The sequence below is a fragment of the Streptomyces sp. 3-6 genome (genome assembly GCF_056323165.1).
The window spans coordinates 230,286-247,930 of the sequence record NZ_JBWHZP010000009.1; the positions used below are offsets into that span (position 1 = coordinate 230,286).

Sequence of the window (17,645 nt, forward strand, 5' to 3'; positions counted from 1 at the left end):
TCGCAGTCGCTTTCCGGCCACCTAGGGTCAGGTCAGACCGGCGGCCCGCGGGTACGGGCGGATGTCCCCGCGCCGAGCGGCCGGGCCACTCCCCTTGCACGACACGCCACCGAGTACCGCGTGAAGGAGGCCCCGCATGGCCGTGGACTACCTGGTCATCGTCGTCTATCTGGCCGGCATGCTGGCCATGGGCTGGTGGGGCATGCGCCGCGCCAAGTCCAAGAGCGAGTTCCTCGTCGCGGGCCGCCGGCTCGGCCCCGCCATGTACTCCGGCACCATGGCCGCCATCGTCCTCGGCGGCGCCTCCACCATCGGCGGCGTGGGCCTCGGCTACCAGTACGGGCTGTCCGGCGCCTGGATGGTCTTCACCATCGGCCTCGGCCTGCTCGCCCTGTCGATCTTCTTCTCCGCCCGCATCGCCCGGCTGAAGGTCTACACCGTCTCCGAGATGCTCGACCTGCGCTACGGCGGCCGGGCGGGCGTCATCTCCGGCCTCGTCATGTGGGCGTACACCCTCATGCTCGCGGTCACCTCGACGATCGCCTACGCCACGATCTTCGACGTCCTCTTCGACCTCAACCGCACCCTCGCGATCGTCCTCGGCGGCTCCATCGTCGTCGCCTACTCCACCCTCGGCGGCATGTGGTCGATCACCCTCACCGACATGGTGCAGTTCGTCGTCAAGACCATCGGCCTGCTGTCCTCCGTCGCCGCCTACGTCGCCGTCTCCCTGGCCACCCCGCCCACCGACGCGGCCGTGCTCGCCGCCTGGCGCGAACGCGTCGGCGGACGCGCCCCCGGAACCGAATCCGTGTCCGAACGGGTCCCCGCCGGCCAGTAGAGTCGTGCGGGCAGACATCACATACGCGACGAAGCGTAGGAAAGAAGGCAGTTCCATGAGCAGCAACGAGACACCCCGCGGCCCCGTCGACTCCTCCCGCGTCCCGCGGTACGCCGGGCCGGCGACCTTCGCGCGGCTGCCCCGCCTCGACGAGGTCGGCCGCGCCGACGTCGCCGTGGTCGGCATACCGTTCGACTCGGGTGTCTCCTACCGGCCGGGCGCCCGCTTCGGCGGCAACGCCATCCGCGAGGCGTCCCGCCTGCTGCGCCCGTACAACCCGGCCCAGGACGCCTCCCCCTTCGCCCTCGCCCAGGTCGCGGACGGCGGCGACATCGCCGTGAACCCGTTCAACATCAACGAGGCCGTGGAGACCATGGAGGCCGCCGCCGACGACCTGCTCGGCACCGGCGCCCGGCTGATGACCCTGGGCGGCGACCACACCGTCGCGCTGCCGCTGCTGCGCGCGGTCGCCAAGAAGCACGGCCCGGTCGCGCTGCTCCACTTCGACGCCCACCTGGACACCTGGGACACCTACTTCGGCGCCGAGTACACCCACGGCACCCCGTTCCGCCGGGCCGTCGAGGAGGGCATCCTCGACACCTCCGCCCTGTCCCACGTCGGCATCCGCGGCCCGCTGTACGGCAAGCAGGACCTCACCGACGACGAGAAGATGGGCTTCGGCATCGTCACCTCCGCGGACGTCTACCGGCGCGGCGCCGACGAGGTCGCCGACCAGCTCCGCCAGCGCATCGGCGACCGCCCGCTGTACATCTCCATCGACATCGACTGCCTCGACCCGGCGCACGCCCCCGGCACCGGCACGCCCGAGGCCGGCGGCATGACCTCCCGCGAGCTGCTGGAGATCCTGCGCGGCCTGGCGTCCTGCAACCTGGTCTCGGCGGACGTCGTCGAGGTGGCGCCCGCCTACGACCACGCGGAGATCACCTCGGTCGCCGCGTCGCACACCGCCTACGAGCTGACCACCATCATGTCCCGCCAGATTGCAGAGGCCCGCGCGAAGTGACTCACGACCACGACCTGGTGCTCCGCCCGACCGCCGCGCAGACGGAGGCGGCGCTGAACCCGCCGCCCGGCCGCACGGGCGGAGACCTGGTCGTGGAGACCCTGGCCGGGCTCGGCGCGACCACCGTCTTCGGCCTGCCCGGCCAGCACGCCCTCGGCGTCTTCGACGCCCTGCGCCGCTCCGACCTGCGTTACGTCGGCCTGCGGGTGGAGAACAACGCCGGGTTCGCGGCCGACGCGTACGGCAGGATCACCGGCGAGGCGGCCCCGCTGCTGCTGTCCACCGGCCCCGGCGCGCTGACCGCGCTGCCCGCGCTCCAGGAGGCGGCGGCGGCCTCCGCCCCCGTCCTCGCCATCAGCAGCCAGGTCCCGACGGCCGGACTCGGCGGCGGCCGCCACGGCTACCTGCACGAACTCCCCGACCAGTCGGCCTCGTTCCGCGGCGTCGTGAAGTCCGTCCACACCGTGCGGACCGCCTCCCAGATCCCGTCTGCGATCACCGAGGCGTGGACGTCGGCGCTGACCGTCCCGCACGGCCCGGTGTGGGTGGAGGTCCCGCAGGACGTCCTGCTCGCCGAGACCGTCCTGCCGGTGGTGACGGCGATGGACGCCACCCCCGACGAGCTGCCCCCGCGCCCCGAACTGACCGCGCTGGCCGCGCATCTGCTGTCGCGCGCGGAACGCCCCGCGATCATCGCGGGCGGCGGCGTGGTCCGCTCCGACGCCTCCGGCAAGCTGCGGCAGCTCGCCGAGCGCATCCAGGCGCCCGTGGTCACCACCCCGGGCGGCAAGGGCGCCTTCCCGTGGACCCACCCGCTCTCGCTCCAGTCGTGGATCGAGGACCGGCACACCACCGACTTCCTGGAGGACGCCGATGTCCTCCTCGTCGTCGGCTCCGGCCTCGGCGAACTCTCCTCGAACTACCACACGTTCAAGCCCCGCGGCCGGGTGGTCCAGGTCGAGGCCGACCTCGGCAAACTCGAGTCCAACCACCCCGGCATCGGCATCCACGCCGACGCCCGCCTCGCCCTCCAGGCGCTCCTGGAGACCGTGGAGCCCCGCGAGGACGCGACCGCCCCGGAGCGGGTCCGCGCCCTGCTGGAACGGGTCCGCGCCCGCCTCGACGCCCAGGACCTCACCCTGGAACGGCAGGTCCTCACGGCCGTGCGCCGTGCCCTGCCCCGGCAGTCACCGTCCTTCTGGGACATGACGATCCTGGCGTACTGGGCCTGGTCCGCGTTCGACGCCACGGGCCCCAACCGGCTGCACTCCGCCCAGGGCGCCGGCGGCCTCGGCTACGGCTTCCCCGCCGCCCTCGGCGCGGCCGTCGCGGACCCCACGCAGCCGGTGCTGGCTGTCTCCGGCGACGGCGGCGCCCTGTACTCGATCGCCGAGCTGGCCACGGCACGGCAGTACGACCTGGACGTCACCTGGCTGATCGTCGACGACGGCGGCTACGGCATCCTCCGCGAGTACATGACCGACACCTTCGGTGAGCCCACGGCGACGGAGCTGACCCGACCCGACTACGTCGCCCTCGCGGAGTCCTTCGGCGTCCCCGGCACCCGGACGACCCCCGAGACCCTGGAGCGGGACCTCGCCGAGGCCCTGTCGACCCCGGGTCCCTCGGTGGTCGTCCTCCCGGCGGTGCTGCGGATGTTCGCGCCGACGCACGTGGGCTGAGGGGGCGGGGCCCGGGCCTGGGCCCGGCTCTGGCCCCTGCCCCGGGTCCGGGGCCGGTTCTGGCCCTGGCTCCGGCTCGGGCTCCGTCCCTGGCTCGGGCTCCGGGCCGGGCCCTGGCCCCTGCCCCGGGTCCGATTCCGGCTCTGGTCCCTGCCCCGGTCCGGTTCCGGGTCAGGCTCTGGCCCTGGCTCGGGCTCCGGCCACGGCTCCGGTCTTGGGTCCGGGGTCGGCTCCGGCTCTGGCCCCGGCTCTGGCCCCGGCTTCGGCTGTGGCCTTGGCCCCGGTCTTGCCCCCGGTCTCGCCCCCGGGCGGCTCCGGCCCCGGCTCGTGCTCGGGTCTTGGCTCGGGCTCCTGCCCTGGCCCCGGCTTCGGCTCTGGCCTTGGCTTCCGCTGTGGCTCGGGCTTCGGCTCTGGCTCCGGTCTTGCCCCCGGTCTTGCCCCCGGGCGGCTCCGGCTCTGGGCGGGCCGGGGCTCCGGTGCGGGGGCGGGGAGGTGGGCGGTGCGGCGGGCCGTGGTTCGGGCCCCGGCCCGGGGCGAGTGGGGGTCGCGTGCTGAACGGGGTGACCGTCGCCGCGGGGGCGGGGCACGGATGCCCGGCTGCCGCCGGCCGCGGGCCCGCCCTCGTACTGGCCCGGGAGTTCCGTGCCAGGGGAGTCCGGGTCCCGGAGTGTGCCGCGAAGCGGCCCGGGCCGGCGGCGGAGGCGACGACGGATCCCGCCCGTGCGGGGGGCCGCGTGACGGGCTCCGGTTCTGCGAGGGGGTGCCGGGGGGACCTTCCGTGAGGCGTGCCGGAGGGGAGACCTGCTCCGTGCGGGACGACCGTGGGACACGGCCCCGCCTGTGGCGGTGCGGCTGCACCGGGACTCCGACCGGAGTGCGGCACGAGCCGTCGTTCATGCCCGACGATCACCGTGGTCCGATGGCCACCGTCGGTCGACGACCGGCGTGGTTCGACGGCCTCCGTGGTCCCACGGCCGCCGTGGCTCGAGGGACGCCGTGGTCCAACAGCTCCCATGGCCAAGGGGCTTCGGCCAGGGGGCGGGACGGTCGGCGGGACGCGCGGTGAGACGGTGCCGGACGCGGCGGGGTACCGGCGGTGGTGTGCTCCGGGGGCCGGCGCGGGTCTCAGCGGTCGGGGTGCCAGGGGGACAGGAGGTCGAGCGTCAGTTCGTGGAAGGCGGCGTCCAGCGGTTCCTCGCGGGCGGGGTCACCGACCGTTTCGGCACCGAGGGCGGCCGGGCGGGCGACCCACAGGATCTTCCACGGCCGGGACACCAGCCGTGGGTCGCCTCCTACCCCACCGTGCGGGCAGAGCGGGTGCAGCAGGTCGCCGATGCGTTCGATCGCGACGCGCATCAGCGGACCGTCGACCGCGGTCGCACCGTGCGCCGCCCGGACCGCTTCGGGGGAGGACCGGGCCACGGCGGCGGTGGTCGGATGACGGCGCACCCGCCGCACCACCTCCGTCAGGTGCGCCGTGATCCCCGGCACCGTTCCGTCACTGGGACGGTCGCGGGCCGCCTCGTCGAAGGCGGCGGACAACTCGACGCCCAACGCCCGCGCCTGCAGGGCGGGCAGGGACTTCCAGTTGGCGTAGAGGAAGTTGCGCGTGACACCGCACTCGCGGGCGACGGCGGCCAGGGACACGCCGAGGTCGGCGGTGCGCATGAGGCGGCGCACGGTCGTGATGACGTGACCCGTGCTGTGGGGGTTGTGGCCGTAGGCCCGTTCCTGGCTCATGACGGGTGCGTACCGGAAAGCGTGAGCAGGTGGCGGGGGAATGTCGTAGGGGCACTCGAATGAGTGAGGCGACGACCATCGGGGCGGATGCGCTCACGTTGTCCGGCGGGAGGCGTCGCCGGGCGAGGGTGATGCTCACCGGGTCGGTGGCGTCGAGCCGACTGTCCGCACGACGGGGCCGGCCGGGACGCGGGCTCCGACGATCTCGCCGTCGCGAGAGCAGGGGCGCGGGTCGGCGCGGGCGTGGCCCGCACCCCGCAGTTCTTCGGACGGCGCCGACCGGGCGGGGCCGGGGCCGGATCGCTGCCGGCACCGGTTCGAAGCGGAGTACGGCCCGGTCGCTCCCGGCCGACGATCGCGACAGGGAGGGGCGCGCCCCTCCTCCTCGACACGCCGAGCGGCCCGCCGTCCGGCCGGGAAACCGGCGTGATGTGGCCGTCCGGTAGCCGTCCGAGACGCCGTGGCGCCGGTCCTTGTCCCGCTGGGTGGCGACCGGTGCCGTGGGTGGAAGGCGATGCACAGGATCCCTTCGGCGTACCGAGGCGCCGAGGCACCGAGTGTGGACGCGCGTCAGGCGTGCTCGACGGACGGGCAACGGTCGGCCGCCGTGCCGCCGGATCCCGCTGAACGGGCTGCTCCGCGCGGGCCGCTCCGCGCGGGCCGCTCCGCGCGGGCCGCTCCGCGCGGGCCGCTCCGCGCGGGCCGCTCCGCGCGGGCCGCTCCGCGCGGGCCGTGCGAGGGGACGCGCGGATGGGCGTCGCGCGGTACGGCGCGAACGACCTGCCCGCCGGGTCACGTCCCGCGGTCGTCGATGGGAACGGAGGTCACGCCTGCCCCTGGGGGTCGGTGTCGTCGGCGTAGTCGACGCGAACGGCCTGGTCCAGGTACCGGTGGAACGCCTCGGCCTCGCTGGTGTCCGCGTGCCGGGACAGCACGAACGCCGGGTAGCCGGTGAAGTCCGGGTAGGGCCGCACCACGTCGCCCGGGTGGAGCATCTGCACGACGTGGTCGACGCGGGGGTCGTCCCTTAGGTCGTCCAGGCCGCGGATCGCGGTGATCCGCCCGGAACCGTGGCACGGGACGATGTAGTTGGCCGCGGCCGCCACCGGCATCGGCATCGAGCCGGCGCCCAGGGGCTCGGGGGTGATCCCGGCGGCGATCCGCAGGGCCTGCGCGGCGAAGTCGACGCCGGTCACCGCGGAGGCGATGTAGTGGGACACCCCGGACCCCCCGATCCGGGCCCCCATCTCCAGGAGGTACGGCGTCCTACCACCGCGCAGCCGCAACTCCGTGTGGGTCGGCCCGTCCGTGATGCCCAACGCCCGGTGTGCGGCGGTCACTTCGCGCAGGATGGCGTCCCGGACGGCGTCGGGCAGGGTGGCCGGAGCGCGGTACACGCCCTCCTCGAAGTACGGTCCCTGCGGGTCGCCCTTGTAGCCGATGGTCAGGATCCGCACGTCACCACCGTGCGCGAGGGACTCGACGGCGAACTCGGGGCCGTCCAGGTACTCCTCGACCACCAGCCCGTCGACCCGTCCGAGCTTGCTCGCGCAGGTCTGCCACACCTCGTCCACGACGCCCTTCAGGCTCTGTGGAGTGTCCGCCTTGGTGACGCCGAGGCTGGAGAAGCCCTGCGCCGGCTTCACTACCACGGGAAAGGCGAGGTGTGCCGCCGCCGCCCAGTCCGCCGGGTCGTCCAGCCGGACGAAACCGGGGGTGTGGAGGCCCGCCGCGGCCAGCCGCTCCCGCATGACGCGCTTGTCCTGCGCGCTGCGGGCCGCGTCGCGGCCGATACCGGGCAGCCCCAGCAGCTCGGCCGTCTCGGCGACGAACGGGACGGCGGGGTCGTAGAGGGTGACGATGCCCTGGAAGGGGTCCTCCTCGTACCGGCGCCGCAGGGCCGCCAGCGCGCCGGCCGGGTCGCTTTCGACGTCCAGCCGCACCACGTCCACCACGGCGGGCGGCAACCGCTGCTCGGACACGTCCTCGTCGGGCCGGGGGACCAGCACGAGGTCGATCCCGGCCCGCTCGGCGCTCTCGAAGACCCAGGGGAGGGTGGTGCGCTGGTACACGAGGACGAGGGTGGGCCTGCGGCTGTGCGTCGTCATCACGGGGTCCTTTGCCGTCACGGTGCTCCTTGCCGGGTGTCGGGCCCGGCCCCCGGAGCCGTGCGGGCTCCGGCTTCCCTTGCCGCCGAGGCGGTCGTCCGTCGGAGGCGGCTTCCGGACGGGCGCGGCGCGGACCGCGTGGGGGGCGGGTGCGGGACGCGTGTCCGTGCCGGTGGCCGCAGGGGGCACGGACTCCCCCCGGACAGATGCCCGAGAGACGACGGGTCGGATGCCGCTCAAGGGTTCCGGACAGCAGAGCATGCCGCCTCAGGAGTGATCAAGGGATGTGGCGGCCGGTCCCGCGGGCTGAGACCGAGTGGCCGGACCGTGGCCCCCGGTGGCCGACGGCAGCGGGTGCCCGCGCATGACGGGTGTGTGCCGGCGGCCGTGCGCATGCGGCGGGGGAGTGTGGTGGGGCGGCTCGGATGAGCGGGGAACGGGCGACGGGGCCGGTGTTGCTCACGCATTCCGGGGAGGGGTGTCAGTTCTTGAGGTGGGCGACGAACGACGCCCAGGCACCGCCCGGGAAAACCAGCACCGGCCCGTGCGGAACCTTCGAATCCCGTACGGGTATCGCCGTACGGCACCCGTCGACCACTTCGAGGCAACTGCCGGCATTGGGGTCGCTGTACGAGGACTTGCGCCGACGGATCGAAGCCGCGGCCTGGTACAGGACGCGTTCAGCCTTCATCTCCTTGGAGCTCCTAGCGAAATGATCTTCGAGGTGGTTGGATCACTCCAGGACTGATCCGGGGGCGCGGGGTGGCTCGACCGAAGCCGTGGGAAGTCGATGACGAGTTGTGGGCGGTGATCGAGCCGCTGCTGCCTAGGGTGGAGCGCCGGATCCGGCATCCGGGGCGAAAGCGGCATCCGGACCGGTTGGTGTTCCAGGGCATCCTGTTGACGGAGTCTGGGAACCCTGGCCAAGGCGGTCCGTTGGATGCCGCTACGATCCCGCTCCATGGAGAACAAGGAGCGGGAGGCGGCACCGGTGTCGGCCGGTGCCGAGCTCGCCTATCTGCCGACCCGGGCCGACATAGCCGAGGCGCTGCACGCACGGTCTGGCTCCCCCGCACCCTGGTGGCGTCTTCCATTGATCGCCGGGCTGATCACGACGGCCGTTCTCGTGCTTCTCCTGATGCTCGCGGCACCCACGAGCGTGACCGTGCTGGTGGCCGCAGCCCTGTGCCCAGCACTGGGGAGCCTCGTGGGCGGGTGGGTGAACCAGCTGTACCGAGTGCGACAGATGACCAGGTACGCACGTTCGCAGGGCGAGTACACCATGCGGGCGGACGACAACGGCATACATGCCGTCACGGCACTCGTGGAGACCACGATCCCCTGGGCGTCGTTCCGCCACTACATCGAGACGGCGAACCTCTTCATACTGGTCATCGACGACACGGTGGGCGGAATGGCCCTGCTGCCGAAGCGCGGACTGCGCGACGGAGCGGACATCGACGGGATACGTGCAGTCGTCGCGCGGCATCTCGCACCCCGTCCGTCCAACGGCTGATCAGACGGCGACACCCCGCGTCAGCCCGGGTGCTTGACTCCCGCCGACCTGGAGCTGACTGGGCCCTGTCCCGTTCTGGACAACACATTGTGAGCCAACTGCGGTTGTGGATCACGCTCCTCTCATTACCCCAACGGCACACAGGAGTGACACCCGCATTCCGTCAGGAGTTCTTAGTCCTTCGCAACGGTCCTGAGGAGGACGAGTGAGTCCTGCAGCGACAGGGCGTCGCTCAGCGCGAGATCGGAGCGATGCTGCAAGTCCCGTATCACGGAAGGTGCGTCGTGCAGCCGCCCCATCCTCAGGCCCTCGCTGTATGCCACCGGCGGCTGGTCGTCGAACCACATGAGCGTCAGCATGCTGTCCAGCATCGGATGAAGTCCCGCTCCGAACGGCATCACGTGGACTCGGATGCGTCCGGCGTCGACCAGCTGGATCACATGACCGAGCTGCTCCGCCATGACAGCCGCGCCTTCCACCGGGCGCCGCAGCACCGCTTCGTCGAGCAACGCCCACACCACCGGAGTGACGGGGTCCGCCAGCACGTTCGCGCGGTTCAGGCGTGTGACGCAGCCGACCTGCTCGGTCACGCGGCGGACCTGCTGGAGGACCGCCGCACGACCCCGGAGCAGCTGCGGTTCCTGCTCGCCCGCATGTGCGAGGCGCTGACCGACGTGTGCCGGGTCGCGGAGAGCAGGGGCGGACGGCCGGCTACCAGATCGATTCGACCCACTCCGGGTGGTCGATGAACGGGTTGCGGTTGTGCTGGAACGAGTCGTGGATGACGTCGTTGCGGCGTTGCTCGAAGGCGTCCGGCGGGTCCTGCTGGTGCCAGTCCTTGAGCACGGAGAGCTTGCCCATGTAGGGGGTGCTGCCGTTGTTCACCTGGCCGTTGACCTCCAGGTCGGGCCAGCCGTCGGTGCCCTCGTAGCGGACCGCCATGTAGAAGATCATGCGGGCCACGTCGCCCTTGACGGCGTCGCGGGGCTCGAAGGAGTCGGAGTCGGTGAGGCTGCCGCCGCTGTCGGTGAAGGCGCTGCCGCCGTTGTCGAAGTCCTTGTTCCCGCGGACGCTGTTGACGCGGACGTCGGACGGGCGCAGGTGGTGGATGTCGGTGCCCGGACCGATGGAGGTGCCGAAGCCGCCGTGGGACTTGGCCCACACGTGCTCGCGGTTCCAGTCGCCGGTGTTCCCGCCGTTCAGGGACTTGCTGCGGGAGATGCCGGAGTACAGCAGGATCACGTTCCCGCTGTCGGCGGGGTCCTCGTCGGTGGTCTTCAACGCGTCCCAGACCGCGGAGTACGACAGCTTGGTCTGGTCGCTGATGATCGTGTGCAGGGCGTCCTTGAGGGCCTCGCCGGTCTTGCCGGCCGCGGCTTCGTAGTATGCCGGGTCGTAGTCGGCGGAGCCGTAGGAGGCCGGCGCGGCGGCCGGGGTGGCCGTGGCGGTGGACGCGGTCAGGGCGGGGGCGGTGAGGCCGGCGAGAACGGTGGCCGTGGCGAGGGCGACGGCCCTCCGGCGGCGTATGCGTGTCGTGAGCATGTGGGGGTCCCATCTACGCGGGTTGCACGGGGGTGATACCCGTGACAGTGACATGCACATGCGAGCCGGCGAGTGGAGGGAACGTGGCGATTGCGTGACGGGACACCGTCACCCCGCCCACGGCGGCCCGCCGGGCCGGACGTCGTCCCGCCCTGCCCCCTCCCGGCCCGGTCGGTCGCCCCGCCCACGGCGCCCGCCCGGCCACGCACGGTCATCCCCCTCGCCCGTTCGCGTTCGGTCCTCCCGCCCCACCCCCACCACCCGGCCGCGATCCGTCGCCACCCCGCCCCCGACCGTGACCGTGGCCGCGACCCCGACCGTGACCGAGGGATGAAATCCGCGGCGGCCCGCGTTGGTGCTTGCGGAAGATCAGGACGACCGGAGGGCACCCGCGTGACACCGCAACGGGGATGGGCACGACGACTGACCGGGTACGCCTGGCGTCATCCGAAGGACGTCGTCCTCGCCCTCGGGGCCTCCCTCGGCGGGATGGCCGTGATGGCGCTGGTCCCGCTGATCACCAAGGTGATCATCGACGACGTCATCGGCGACAAGACCCGGTCCATGACCACCTGGGCCGGACTCCTCGTCGGCGCCGCGCTCGTCATCTACGTGCTCACCTACATCCGCCGCTACTACGGCGGACGGCTCGCCCTGGACGTGCAGCACGACCTGCGCACCGACATGTACTCGACGATCACCCGGCTCGACGGCAGACGCCAGGACGAGCTGTCCACCGGGCAGGTCGTCGGCCGGGCCACCAGCGACCTCCAGCTGATCCAGGGCCTGCTGTTCATGTTGCCCATGACCATCGGCAACCTGCTGCTCTTCGCCATCTCCCTGGTGATCATGGCGACGCTGTCGCTGCCGCTGACCGGCATCGCCCTCGCCGTGGCGCCCGCCCTGTGGTGGATCGCCAAACGCAGCCGGACCCGGCTGCACCCCTCGACCTGGTACGCGCAGGCGCAGGCCGGAGCGGTCGCCGGGGTCGTCGACGGGGCCGTCAGCGGCGTCCGCGTCGTCAAGGGCTTCGGGCAGGAGGACCAGGAGACCGGCAAGCTGCGCGCGGTCGGCCGGCGGCTGTACGCGGGGCGGCTGCGCACTGTCCGGCTGAACTCCCGCTACACCCCGGCGCTCCAGGCCGTCCCCGCCCTCGGCCAGGTGGCGATGCTGGCGCTGGGCGGCTGGCTGGCCGTGCGCGGCAACATCACCCTGGGCACCTTCGTCGCCTTCTCCACCTACCTCGCCCAGCTGGTCGGCCCGGTCAGGATGCTCGCCGTGGTGCTCACCGTCGGACAGCAGGCCCGGGCCGGCACCGAACGCGTCCTGGAACTGATCGACACCGAGCCGTCCCTCACCGACGGCACCGAGGACCTGCCCGCCGACGCGCCCGCCACCGTCGAGTTCGACGACGTCGCCTTCGGCTACGACCCCGACCGGCCCGTCCTTAACGGCCTGTCCTTCCGGATCAGCCCCGGCGAGACCCTCGCCGTCGTCGGCTCCTCCGGCTCCGGCAAGTCCACCGTCTCCCTGCTCCTGCCGCGCTTCTACGACGTGACCCGGGGCGCCGTCCGCGTCGGCGGCCACGACGTGCGGGAGCTGACCACCACGTCCCTGCGCGCCGCGATCGGACTGGTCCCCGAGGACTCCTTCCTCTTCTCCGACACCGTGCGCCACAACATCGCGTACGGCCGCCCCGACGCCACCGACGAGCAGATCACCGCCGCCGCCCGCGCCGCCCAGGCCGACGGCTTCATCGGCGAACTCCCCGACGGCTACGACACCACCGTCGGCGAGCACGGGCTGACCCTCTCCGGCGGCCAGCGCCAGCGCATCGCCCTGGCCCGCGCGATCCTCAGCGACCCGCGCCTGCTGGTCCTGGACGACGCGACCTCCGCCGTGGACGCCCGCGTCGAGCACGAGATCCACGAGGCGCTGCAGAGCGTCATGCGGGGCCGCACCACCCTGCTGATCGCCCACCGCCGCTCCACCCTCAACCTCGCCGACCGCATCGCCGTCCTCGACGGCGGCCGGCTCGCCGACATCGGCACCCACGACGAGCTCCAGCAGCGCTGCGCCCTCTACCGCCGGCTGCTCACCGACCCCGACGAACTGGGCGGCGTCTCCCCGGGCCACACCCCGCCCGCCCGCGAGCAGGAGCCGGCGGAGGACACCTCCGTCCGCGCGGAGCTGGACGCCGAGTTCGACGCCGAACGCGGGGTCACCCCCCGGCTGTGGACGGGCGACCGCGAGCCCCGCGACACCGCCCTGGCCGAGGCCCCGGCCACCCCCGAACTCCTCGCCCAGGTCGCGGCGCTGCCCCCGGCCGACGGCGTGCCCGACGTCGACGAGGAAGCCGCGGTCCGCCCGGAGGAGTCGTACGGCCTGCGCCGCCTGCTGCGCGGCTTCCGCACGCCGCTGCTGATCAGCCTCGGCCTGGTCGCCGTGGACGCCGGGATGGGCCTGCTGCTGCCGGTGCTGATCCGGCACGGCATCGACCAGGGCGTCACCCAGGCCGCCCTCGGCGCGGTGTGGGCGGCGGCCCTGCTGGGCCTGGTCACCGTGCTCGCCCAGTGGGCGGCGCAGACCGGCGAGATCCGGATGACCGGCCGCACCGGCGAACGCGTCCTGTACACGCTGCGCCTGAAGATCTTCGCCCAGCTCCAGCGGCTCGGCCTTGACTACTACGAGCGCGAGCTGACCGGCCGGATCATGACCCGGATGACGACCGACGTGGACGCCCTGTCCACGTTCCTCCAGACCGGCCTGGTCACCGCGTTCGTCTCGGTGGTCACCTTCTTCGGCATCATGGTCGCCCTGCTGGTGATCGACGTCGGGCTCGCCCTGGTCGTGTTCGCCACGCTGCCCCCGCTGATCATCGCCACGTACTTCTTCCGCCGGGCCAGCGTCAAGGCGTACGAACTGGCCCGCGAGCGGGTGTCCGCGGTCAACGCCGACCTCCAGGAGTCGGTGTCGGGGCTGCGGATCGTGCAGGCGTTCCGCCGCGAGCGGGACGGCGAGGCCCGGTTCACCGAACGCAGCGCGAGCTACCGCAGCGCGCGCATCCGGGGCCAGTGGCTGATCTCGGTGTACTTCCCGTTCGTGCAGTTCCTGTCCTCGGTGGCGGCCGCGGCGGTCCTGGTCGTGGGCGGCGCGCGGGTCGACGCCGGGACGCTGGCGATCGGCTCGCTGGTGGCGTACCTGCTGTACATCGACCTGTTCTTCGCGCCGGTGCAGCAGCTGTCCCAGGTGTTCGACGGCTACCAGCAGGCGTCCGTCTCGCTGGGCCGCATCCAGGAGCTGCTGCGCGAGCCGACCTCGACCGTGCAGGCCGACGAGCCGCTCGACGTGCCGTCCCTGCGCGGCGAGATCGCCTTCGAGGACGTGCACTTCTCCTACGGGGACGGCGAGGAGGCGCTGAGCGGCATCGACCTCGTCATCCCCGCCGGGCAGACCGTCGCCTTCGTCGGCGAGACCGGTGCGGGCAAGTCCACCCTGGTGAAGCTGGTCGCCCGCTTCTACGACCCGACGAGCGGCCGGGTCACCGCCGACGGCACCGACCTGAGGGACCTCGACCTCACCGCGTACCGGCACCGGCTCGGCGTCGTGCCGCAGGAGGCGTACCTGTTCCCGGGCACCGTCCGCGACGCGATCGCCTACGGCCGGCCGGACGCCACCGACGCGGAGGTCGAGGCGGCGGCCCGGGCGGTCGGCGCGCACGAGATGATCGCCACCCTGGAGGGCGGCTACCTGCACGAGGTCGCCGAACGGGGCCGCAACCTGTCCGCCGGGCAGCGGCAGCTGATCGCCCTGGCCCGCGCCGAACTCGTCGACCCCGACGTGCTGTTGCTCGACGAGGCCACGGCCGCCCTCGACCTGGCCACCGAGGCCCAGGTCAACCGGGCGACGGACCGGCTGGCGGGCCGGCGCACCACCCTGGTCGTCGCCCACCGGCTGACCACGGCCGCCCGCGCCGACCGGGTCATCGTGATGGACCAGGGCCGGGTCGCCGAGGACGGCACGCACGAGGAACTGCTCCGCCTCGACGGCCGGTACGCCGCCCTGTGGCGCACCTTCGTCGGCGAGGACCTCCCGGCGGTCGCCTGACAGGGCCCCGCCCCTGCCCCGGGCACCCGGGCACCCGGTCCCGGTCCCGGGCGCTCGGTCCCGGCCCCCGGGGCCCGGCGTCCGGGGCTCCGCCCCGGACACGCCCGGCCCGGCCCGGACACGCGCGGCCCGCCCCGGGCAACCATCCGGCCCGCGCCGCGCGTCCGTACAGCCGTACGCCGAGGGGGCGGGACGACGCGCGCAGGCGCGGGGAGGAACGACCGTGGACAGTGGACCGATATTCCGGCGGCTCGCGCTCTGCCTGGCCCTGCTGACCGCGTCGGGGATGCTCGTGGTGGCGTCGCCCGGCGACGCGCAGGCGGCGGCGCACTGCCCCGGGCGCAAGGTCCGCACCGTGTCGTTCTCCACCGGCGTCGTCGCCGTGTACAAGCGCGGCGGGTACCGCTGCGCCGCCACCCTCGCCAAGAAGCCCGGCACGAAGCGCACGATGTCGGTCAGCATCCGGGCCCGCGGCGGCCGGGCGGTCACCGACACCGGCCGCTTCCGGCGCCACGCCGGCCCGGTGACCGTGTACGCGGGGCAGCGCTGCGTGTGGGTGAAGGGCAGGGTGGGCGGCGGCTCGGCCGACTCCGGCTGGATCCTGTGTTGACCCCGCCCCGGACGCGGTGGTGGCGCCTGACGCACCCGCAGGGTTTTCCCTGTGTCCCCTGGTGCTGCGGGGAGTTGGTCCGCTAGCTTCCGGCGCACATCTGTCACACAGGGGAGTGCGCATGCGCAAAGCGCTCAGATGGCTTCTGACGCTCACGATGCTCATAGGCACGGTGAGCGCGGCGAGCGCGGCCACCGCCGCCGAGCCGGGGGCCGACGGCGTCACCGACATCGAGGAACGGCTGCTGTCCATCCCGGGCATGAGCCTGGTCGAGGAGAAGCCGTACGCCGGATACCGCTTCTTCGTCCTGGAGTACACCCAGCCGGTCGACCACCGCAGGCCCCGCAAGGGCACCTTCCAGCAGCGGATCACCGTGCTGCACAAGGACACCGCGCGGCCCACCGTCTTCCACACCGGCGGGTACCACGTCTCCACCAGCCCGCGCCGCAGCGAGCCGACCCAGATCGTGGACGGCAACCAGGTCTCCATGGAGTACCGCTACTTCACGCCGTCCCGGCCCGAACCGGCCGACTGGTCGAAGCTGGACATCTGGCAGGCCGCCAGCGACCAGCACCGCATCTTCACGGCGCTGAAGAAGATCTACCGCCAGAACTGGATCTCCACCGGCGGCTCCAAGGGCGGCATGACCGCCACCTACTACGAGCGCTTCTACCCACGGGACATGGACGGCGTGGTCGCCTACGTCGCCCCCAACGACGTGGTGAACAAGGAGGATTCGGCCTACGACCGGTTCTTCCGCACGGTGGGCACCAAGGAGTGCCGGGACCGGCTGAACGGCGTGCAGCGCGAGGCCCTGGTCCGCCGGGCGCCGCTGCAGGAGAAGTACCGGGCCCTCGCCGCCGAGAACGGCTACACCTTCGACACCATCGGCAGCCTGGACCGCGCCTACGAGGCCGTCGTCCTCGACTACGTGTGGGGATTCTGGCAGTACAGCACCGTCAAGGACTGCGAGCAGATCCCGGCGGACGCCCGCAACGCCACCGACGACGAGATCTGGACGTCGGTCGACACGATCTCCGGCTTCTCGTTCTACACCGACCAGGGCCTCAGCCCGTACACGCCGTACTACTACCAGGCCGGCACGCAGCTGGGGGCGCCGACGATCCGCTTCCCGCACATCGAGAAGAAGTACCTCCGCTACGGCTACCAGCCGCCCCGCAACTTCGTGCCGCGCTCGATCCCGATGCGGTTCGAGCCGTGGGCGATGCGGGACGTCGACACCTGGGTGCGCCACAACGCCCGCAACATGCTGTTCGTCTACGGCGAGAACGACCCGTGGGGCGCCGAGCCGTTCCGCCTGGGACGCGGCGCGAAGGACTCCTACGTGTTCACCGCGCCCGGCATGAACCACGGCGCGAACGTGGCCGGGCTGAAGGAGAAGGAGCGGGCCCTCGCCACGGCCCGCATCCTCGACTGGGCGGGCGTCGCGCCGAGCGAGGTCCGGGAGAACCCGGCGGCGGCGAAGCCGCTGGCGGCGTTCCACGCCGGGCTCGACCGGTACGACGTGCAGAAGGAGCGGACGCTGCGTCCGTAGCCGGTCCGGCGCGGACCTACACCGGGCGGGCGCAGCCCACCGGTGAGGTCCCGCCGAGCCGCACGTAGAGGGCCGTGGACGCCGGGCACTTCGACCGGGCGTCCACGGCCTTCGTCACCCGGTACTGCGGCGCGTGCTCGCCCTCGCCGTCGCACCGGGTCTCGCGGACCCTGCCGTCGCCCAGGTCGTGGACGCAGTCGCCGACGATGGTGCGCGGCCCGCCCCCGCCGCCCGGGTCGCCGGGGTGCGGAGGCTGGAGGTTGCGCATGCAGGCGTAGCCGCGCGGCACCGCGCCGTCGCCGTCCTCGTCGGCGGAGGGGCGCTGCTCGCTGATGTGCAGCACGAAGTCGGTCGTCGCCGGACAGCGCGGTCCGTCGCGCACGGTGCCGTCGTGCCGCGCCACGACACGGGCCGCGGCCCGCTCACTGGTGCAGGGCACCTCGGTGAAGCTGGTCCGGCCGAACGAACTGCACTCGTCGACCGCGAGGAACACCGCCCCGAACCCGGACGTGCGGACCGGCGCCGGTGACGTGGCCCCCCGCCCGCCCGTCGGGTCCGCCGCCCCGCTCCCGCCGCCCGGCGCGCCCTGGCAGCCGGTCAGCAGCAGCGCGCCCAGCGCCCCGAGCGCGACGAGTGCGCGGACCGCACCCGGAGAACTGCTCACGTGCATCGTCATCCCCCCGAACCACCCCGACCAGCGTGACCGGCGGCGCCGGGCCACGCCAGGGATCTGGGGTGCTTTGCGCATCTTGGGGGGAGTGTGCCGGATCGGAGGCGTACGGGATCTACGTCCGCCGGCCGGGCACGCGTAGGCACCCGGCCCCGTCGCGCGCGTCGCGCCGCGGCGGGGGCGCCGGCCCGCCGCGCCTGTCGCGCCGCCGCAGGCCGCCGCCCCGCCGCGCCCGACGGGGGCGCCGCCC

At 73.1% G+C, this 17,645-nt stretch carries 12 protein-coding genes and 2 pseudogenes; 8 read left to right on the forward strand and 6 right to left on the reverse strand.

Features of this window, described 5'->3' with window-relative positions; translation table 11 throughout:
- Positions 1-136: 136 nt before the first annotated feature.
- The 3 genes and pseudogenes from AC02VZ_RS14815 to AC02VZ_RS14825 all read left to right on the forward strand — a co-directional run.
- Positions 137-700 (forward strand): annotated as a pseudogene (locus AC02VZ_RS14815) (sodium:solute symporter family transporter); the annotation flags it as partial.
- A 196-nt stretch (positions 701-896) separates the two neighbouring features.
- Positions 897-1,865 (forward strand): agmatinase, encoded by a 969-nt coding sequence (gene speB, locus AC02VZ_RS14820; RefSeq protein WP_164334629.1) that lies wholly within the window; start codon positions 897-899, stop codon positions 1,863-1,865.
- Positions 1,862-3,547 (forward strand): thiamine pyrophosphate-binding protein, encoded by a 1,686-nt coding sequence (locus tag AC02VZ_RS14825; protein WP_476475551.1) that lies wholly within the window; start codon positions 1,862-1,864, stop codon positions 3,545-3,547. The genes speB and AC02VZ_RS14825 overlap by 4 nt, the downstream gene beginning before the upstream one ends.
- Positions 3,548-4,672: 1,125 nt before the next feature.
- Here AC02VZ_RS14825 and AC02VZ_RS14830 read toward each other — a convergent pair.
- From AC02VZ_RS14830 to AC02VZ_RS14840, 3 genes are all read right to left on the reverse strand, one after another.
- A complete protein-coding gene (locus tag AC02VZ_RS14830) occupies positions 4,673-5,287 on the reverse strand; it encodes a hypothetical protein (RefSeq protein WP_476475552.1) in 615 nt (204 codons plus the stop codon).
- 824 nt (positions 5,288-6,111) lie between these two features.
- A complete protein-coding gene (locus AC02VZ_RS14835) occupies positions 6,112-7,395 on the reverse strand; it encodes an ATP-grasp domain-containing protein (RefSeq protein WP_476475553.1) in 1,284 nt (427 codons plus the stop codon).
- Between the two features lie 481 nt (positions 7,396-7,876).
- Entirely contained in the window at positions 7,877-8,086 is a 210-nt protein-coding gene (locus tag AC02VZ_RS14840; RefSeq protein ID WP_432057015.1) for a DUF397 domain-containing protein, read from the reverse strand.
- A 71-nt stretch (positions 8,087-8,157) separates the two neighbouring features.
- On the opposite strand from AC02VZ_RS14840, the pseudogene AC02VZ_RS14845 reads away from it, so the two are divergent.
- Together AC02VZ_RS14845 and AC02VZ_RS14850 are read left to right on the forward strand one after the other, a co-directional pair.
- Positions 8,158-8,295: pseudogene (locus tag AC02VZ_RS14845) on the forward strand (IS5/IS1182 family transposase); the annotation flags it as partial.
- 61 nt (positions 8,296-8,356) lie between these two features.
- A complete protein-coding gene (locus AC02VZ_RS14850; protein ID WP_432057016.1) occupies positions 8,357-8,911 on the forward strand; it encodes a YcxB family protein in 555 nt (184 codons plus the stop codon).
- A gap of 173 nt (positions 8,912-9,084) precedes the next feature.
- Here AC02VZ_RS14850 and AC02VZ_RS14855 read toward each other — a convergent pair whose 3' ends face one another.
- Together AC02VZ_RS14855 and AC02VZ_RS14860 are read right to left on the reverse strand one after the other, a co-directional pair.
- The gene (locus AC02VZ_RS14855; protein WP_476475554.1) at positions 9,085-9,501 is read right to left on the reverse strand and encodes a DUF5753 domain-containing protein; all 417 of its coding nucleotides are present in this window, start codon (positions 9,499-9,501) and stop codon (positions 9,085-9,087) included.
- A gap of 121 nt (positions 9,502-9,622) precedes the next feature.
- On the reverse strand, positions 9,623-10,453 hold the full coding sequence (locus AC02VZ_RS14860; RefSeq protein ID WP_476475555.1) for an endonuclease I family protein: 831 nt from the start codon (positions 10,451-10,453) through the stop codon (positions 9,623-9,625).
- A 393-nt stretch (positions 10,454-10,846) separates the two neighbouring features.
- On the opposite strand from AC02VZ_RS14860, the gene AC02VZ_RS14865 reads away from it, so the two are divergent.
- The 3 genes from AC02VZ_RS14865 to AC02VZ_RS14875 all read left to right on the forward strand — a co-directional run bounded on the left by AC02VZ_RS14865 (position 10,847) and on the right by AC02VZ_RS14875 (position 16,725).
- On the forward strand, positions 10,847-14,560 hold the full coding sequence (locus AC02VZ_RS14865; protein WP_476475556.1) for an ABC transporter ATP-binding protein: 3,714 nt from the start codon (positions 10,847-10,849) through the stop codon (positions 14,558-14,560).
- Between the two features lie 223 nt (positions 14,561-14,783).
- The gene (locus tag AC02VZ_RS14870; protein ID WP_476475557.1) at positions 14,784-15,170 is read left to right on the forward strand and encodes a hypothetical protein; all 387 of its coding nucleotides are present in this window, start codon (positions 14,784-14,786) and stop codon (positions 15,168-15,170) included.
- A 121-nt stretch (positions 15,171-15,291) separates the two neighbouring features.
- Positions 15,292-16,725 (forward strand): S28 family serine protease, encoded by a 1,434-nt coding sequence (locus tag AC02VZ_RS14875; RefSeq protein WP_476475558.1) that lies wholly within the window; start codon positions 15,292-15,294, stop codon positions 16,723-16,725.
- A gap of 16 nt (positions 16,726-16,741) precedes the next feature.
- Here the strand turns inward: AC02VZ_RS14875 and AC02VZ_RS14880 are convergent, their stop codons facing one another.
- A complete protein-coding gene (locus AC02VZ_RS14880; RefSeq protein WP_476475568.1) occupies positions 16,742-17,395 on the reverse strand; it encodes a hypothetical protein in 654 nt (217 codons plus the stop codon).
- Between the last annotated feature and the right edge of the window lie 250 nt (positions 17,396-17,645).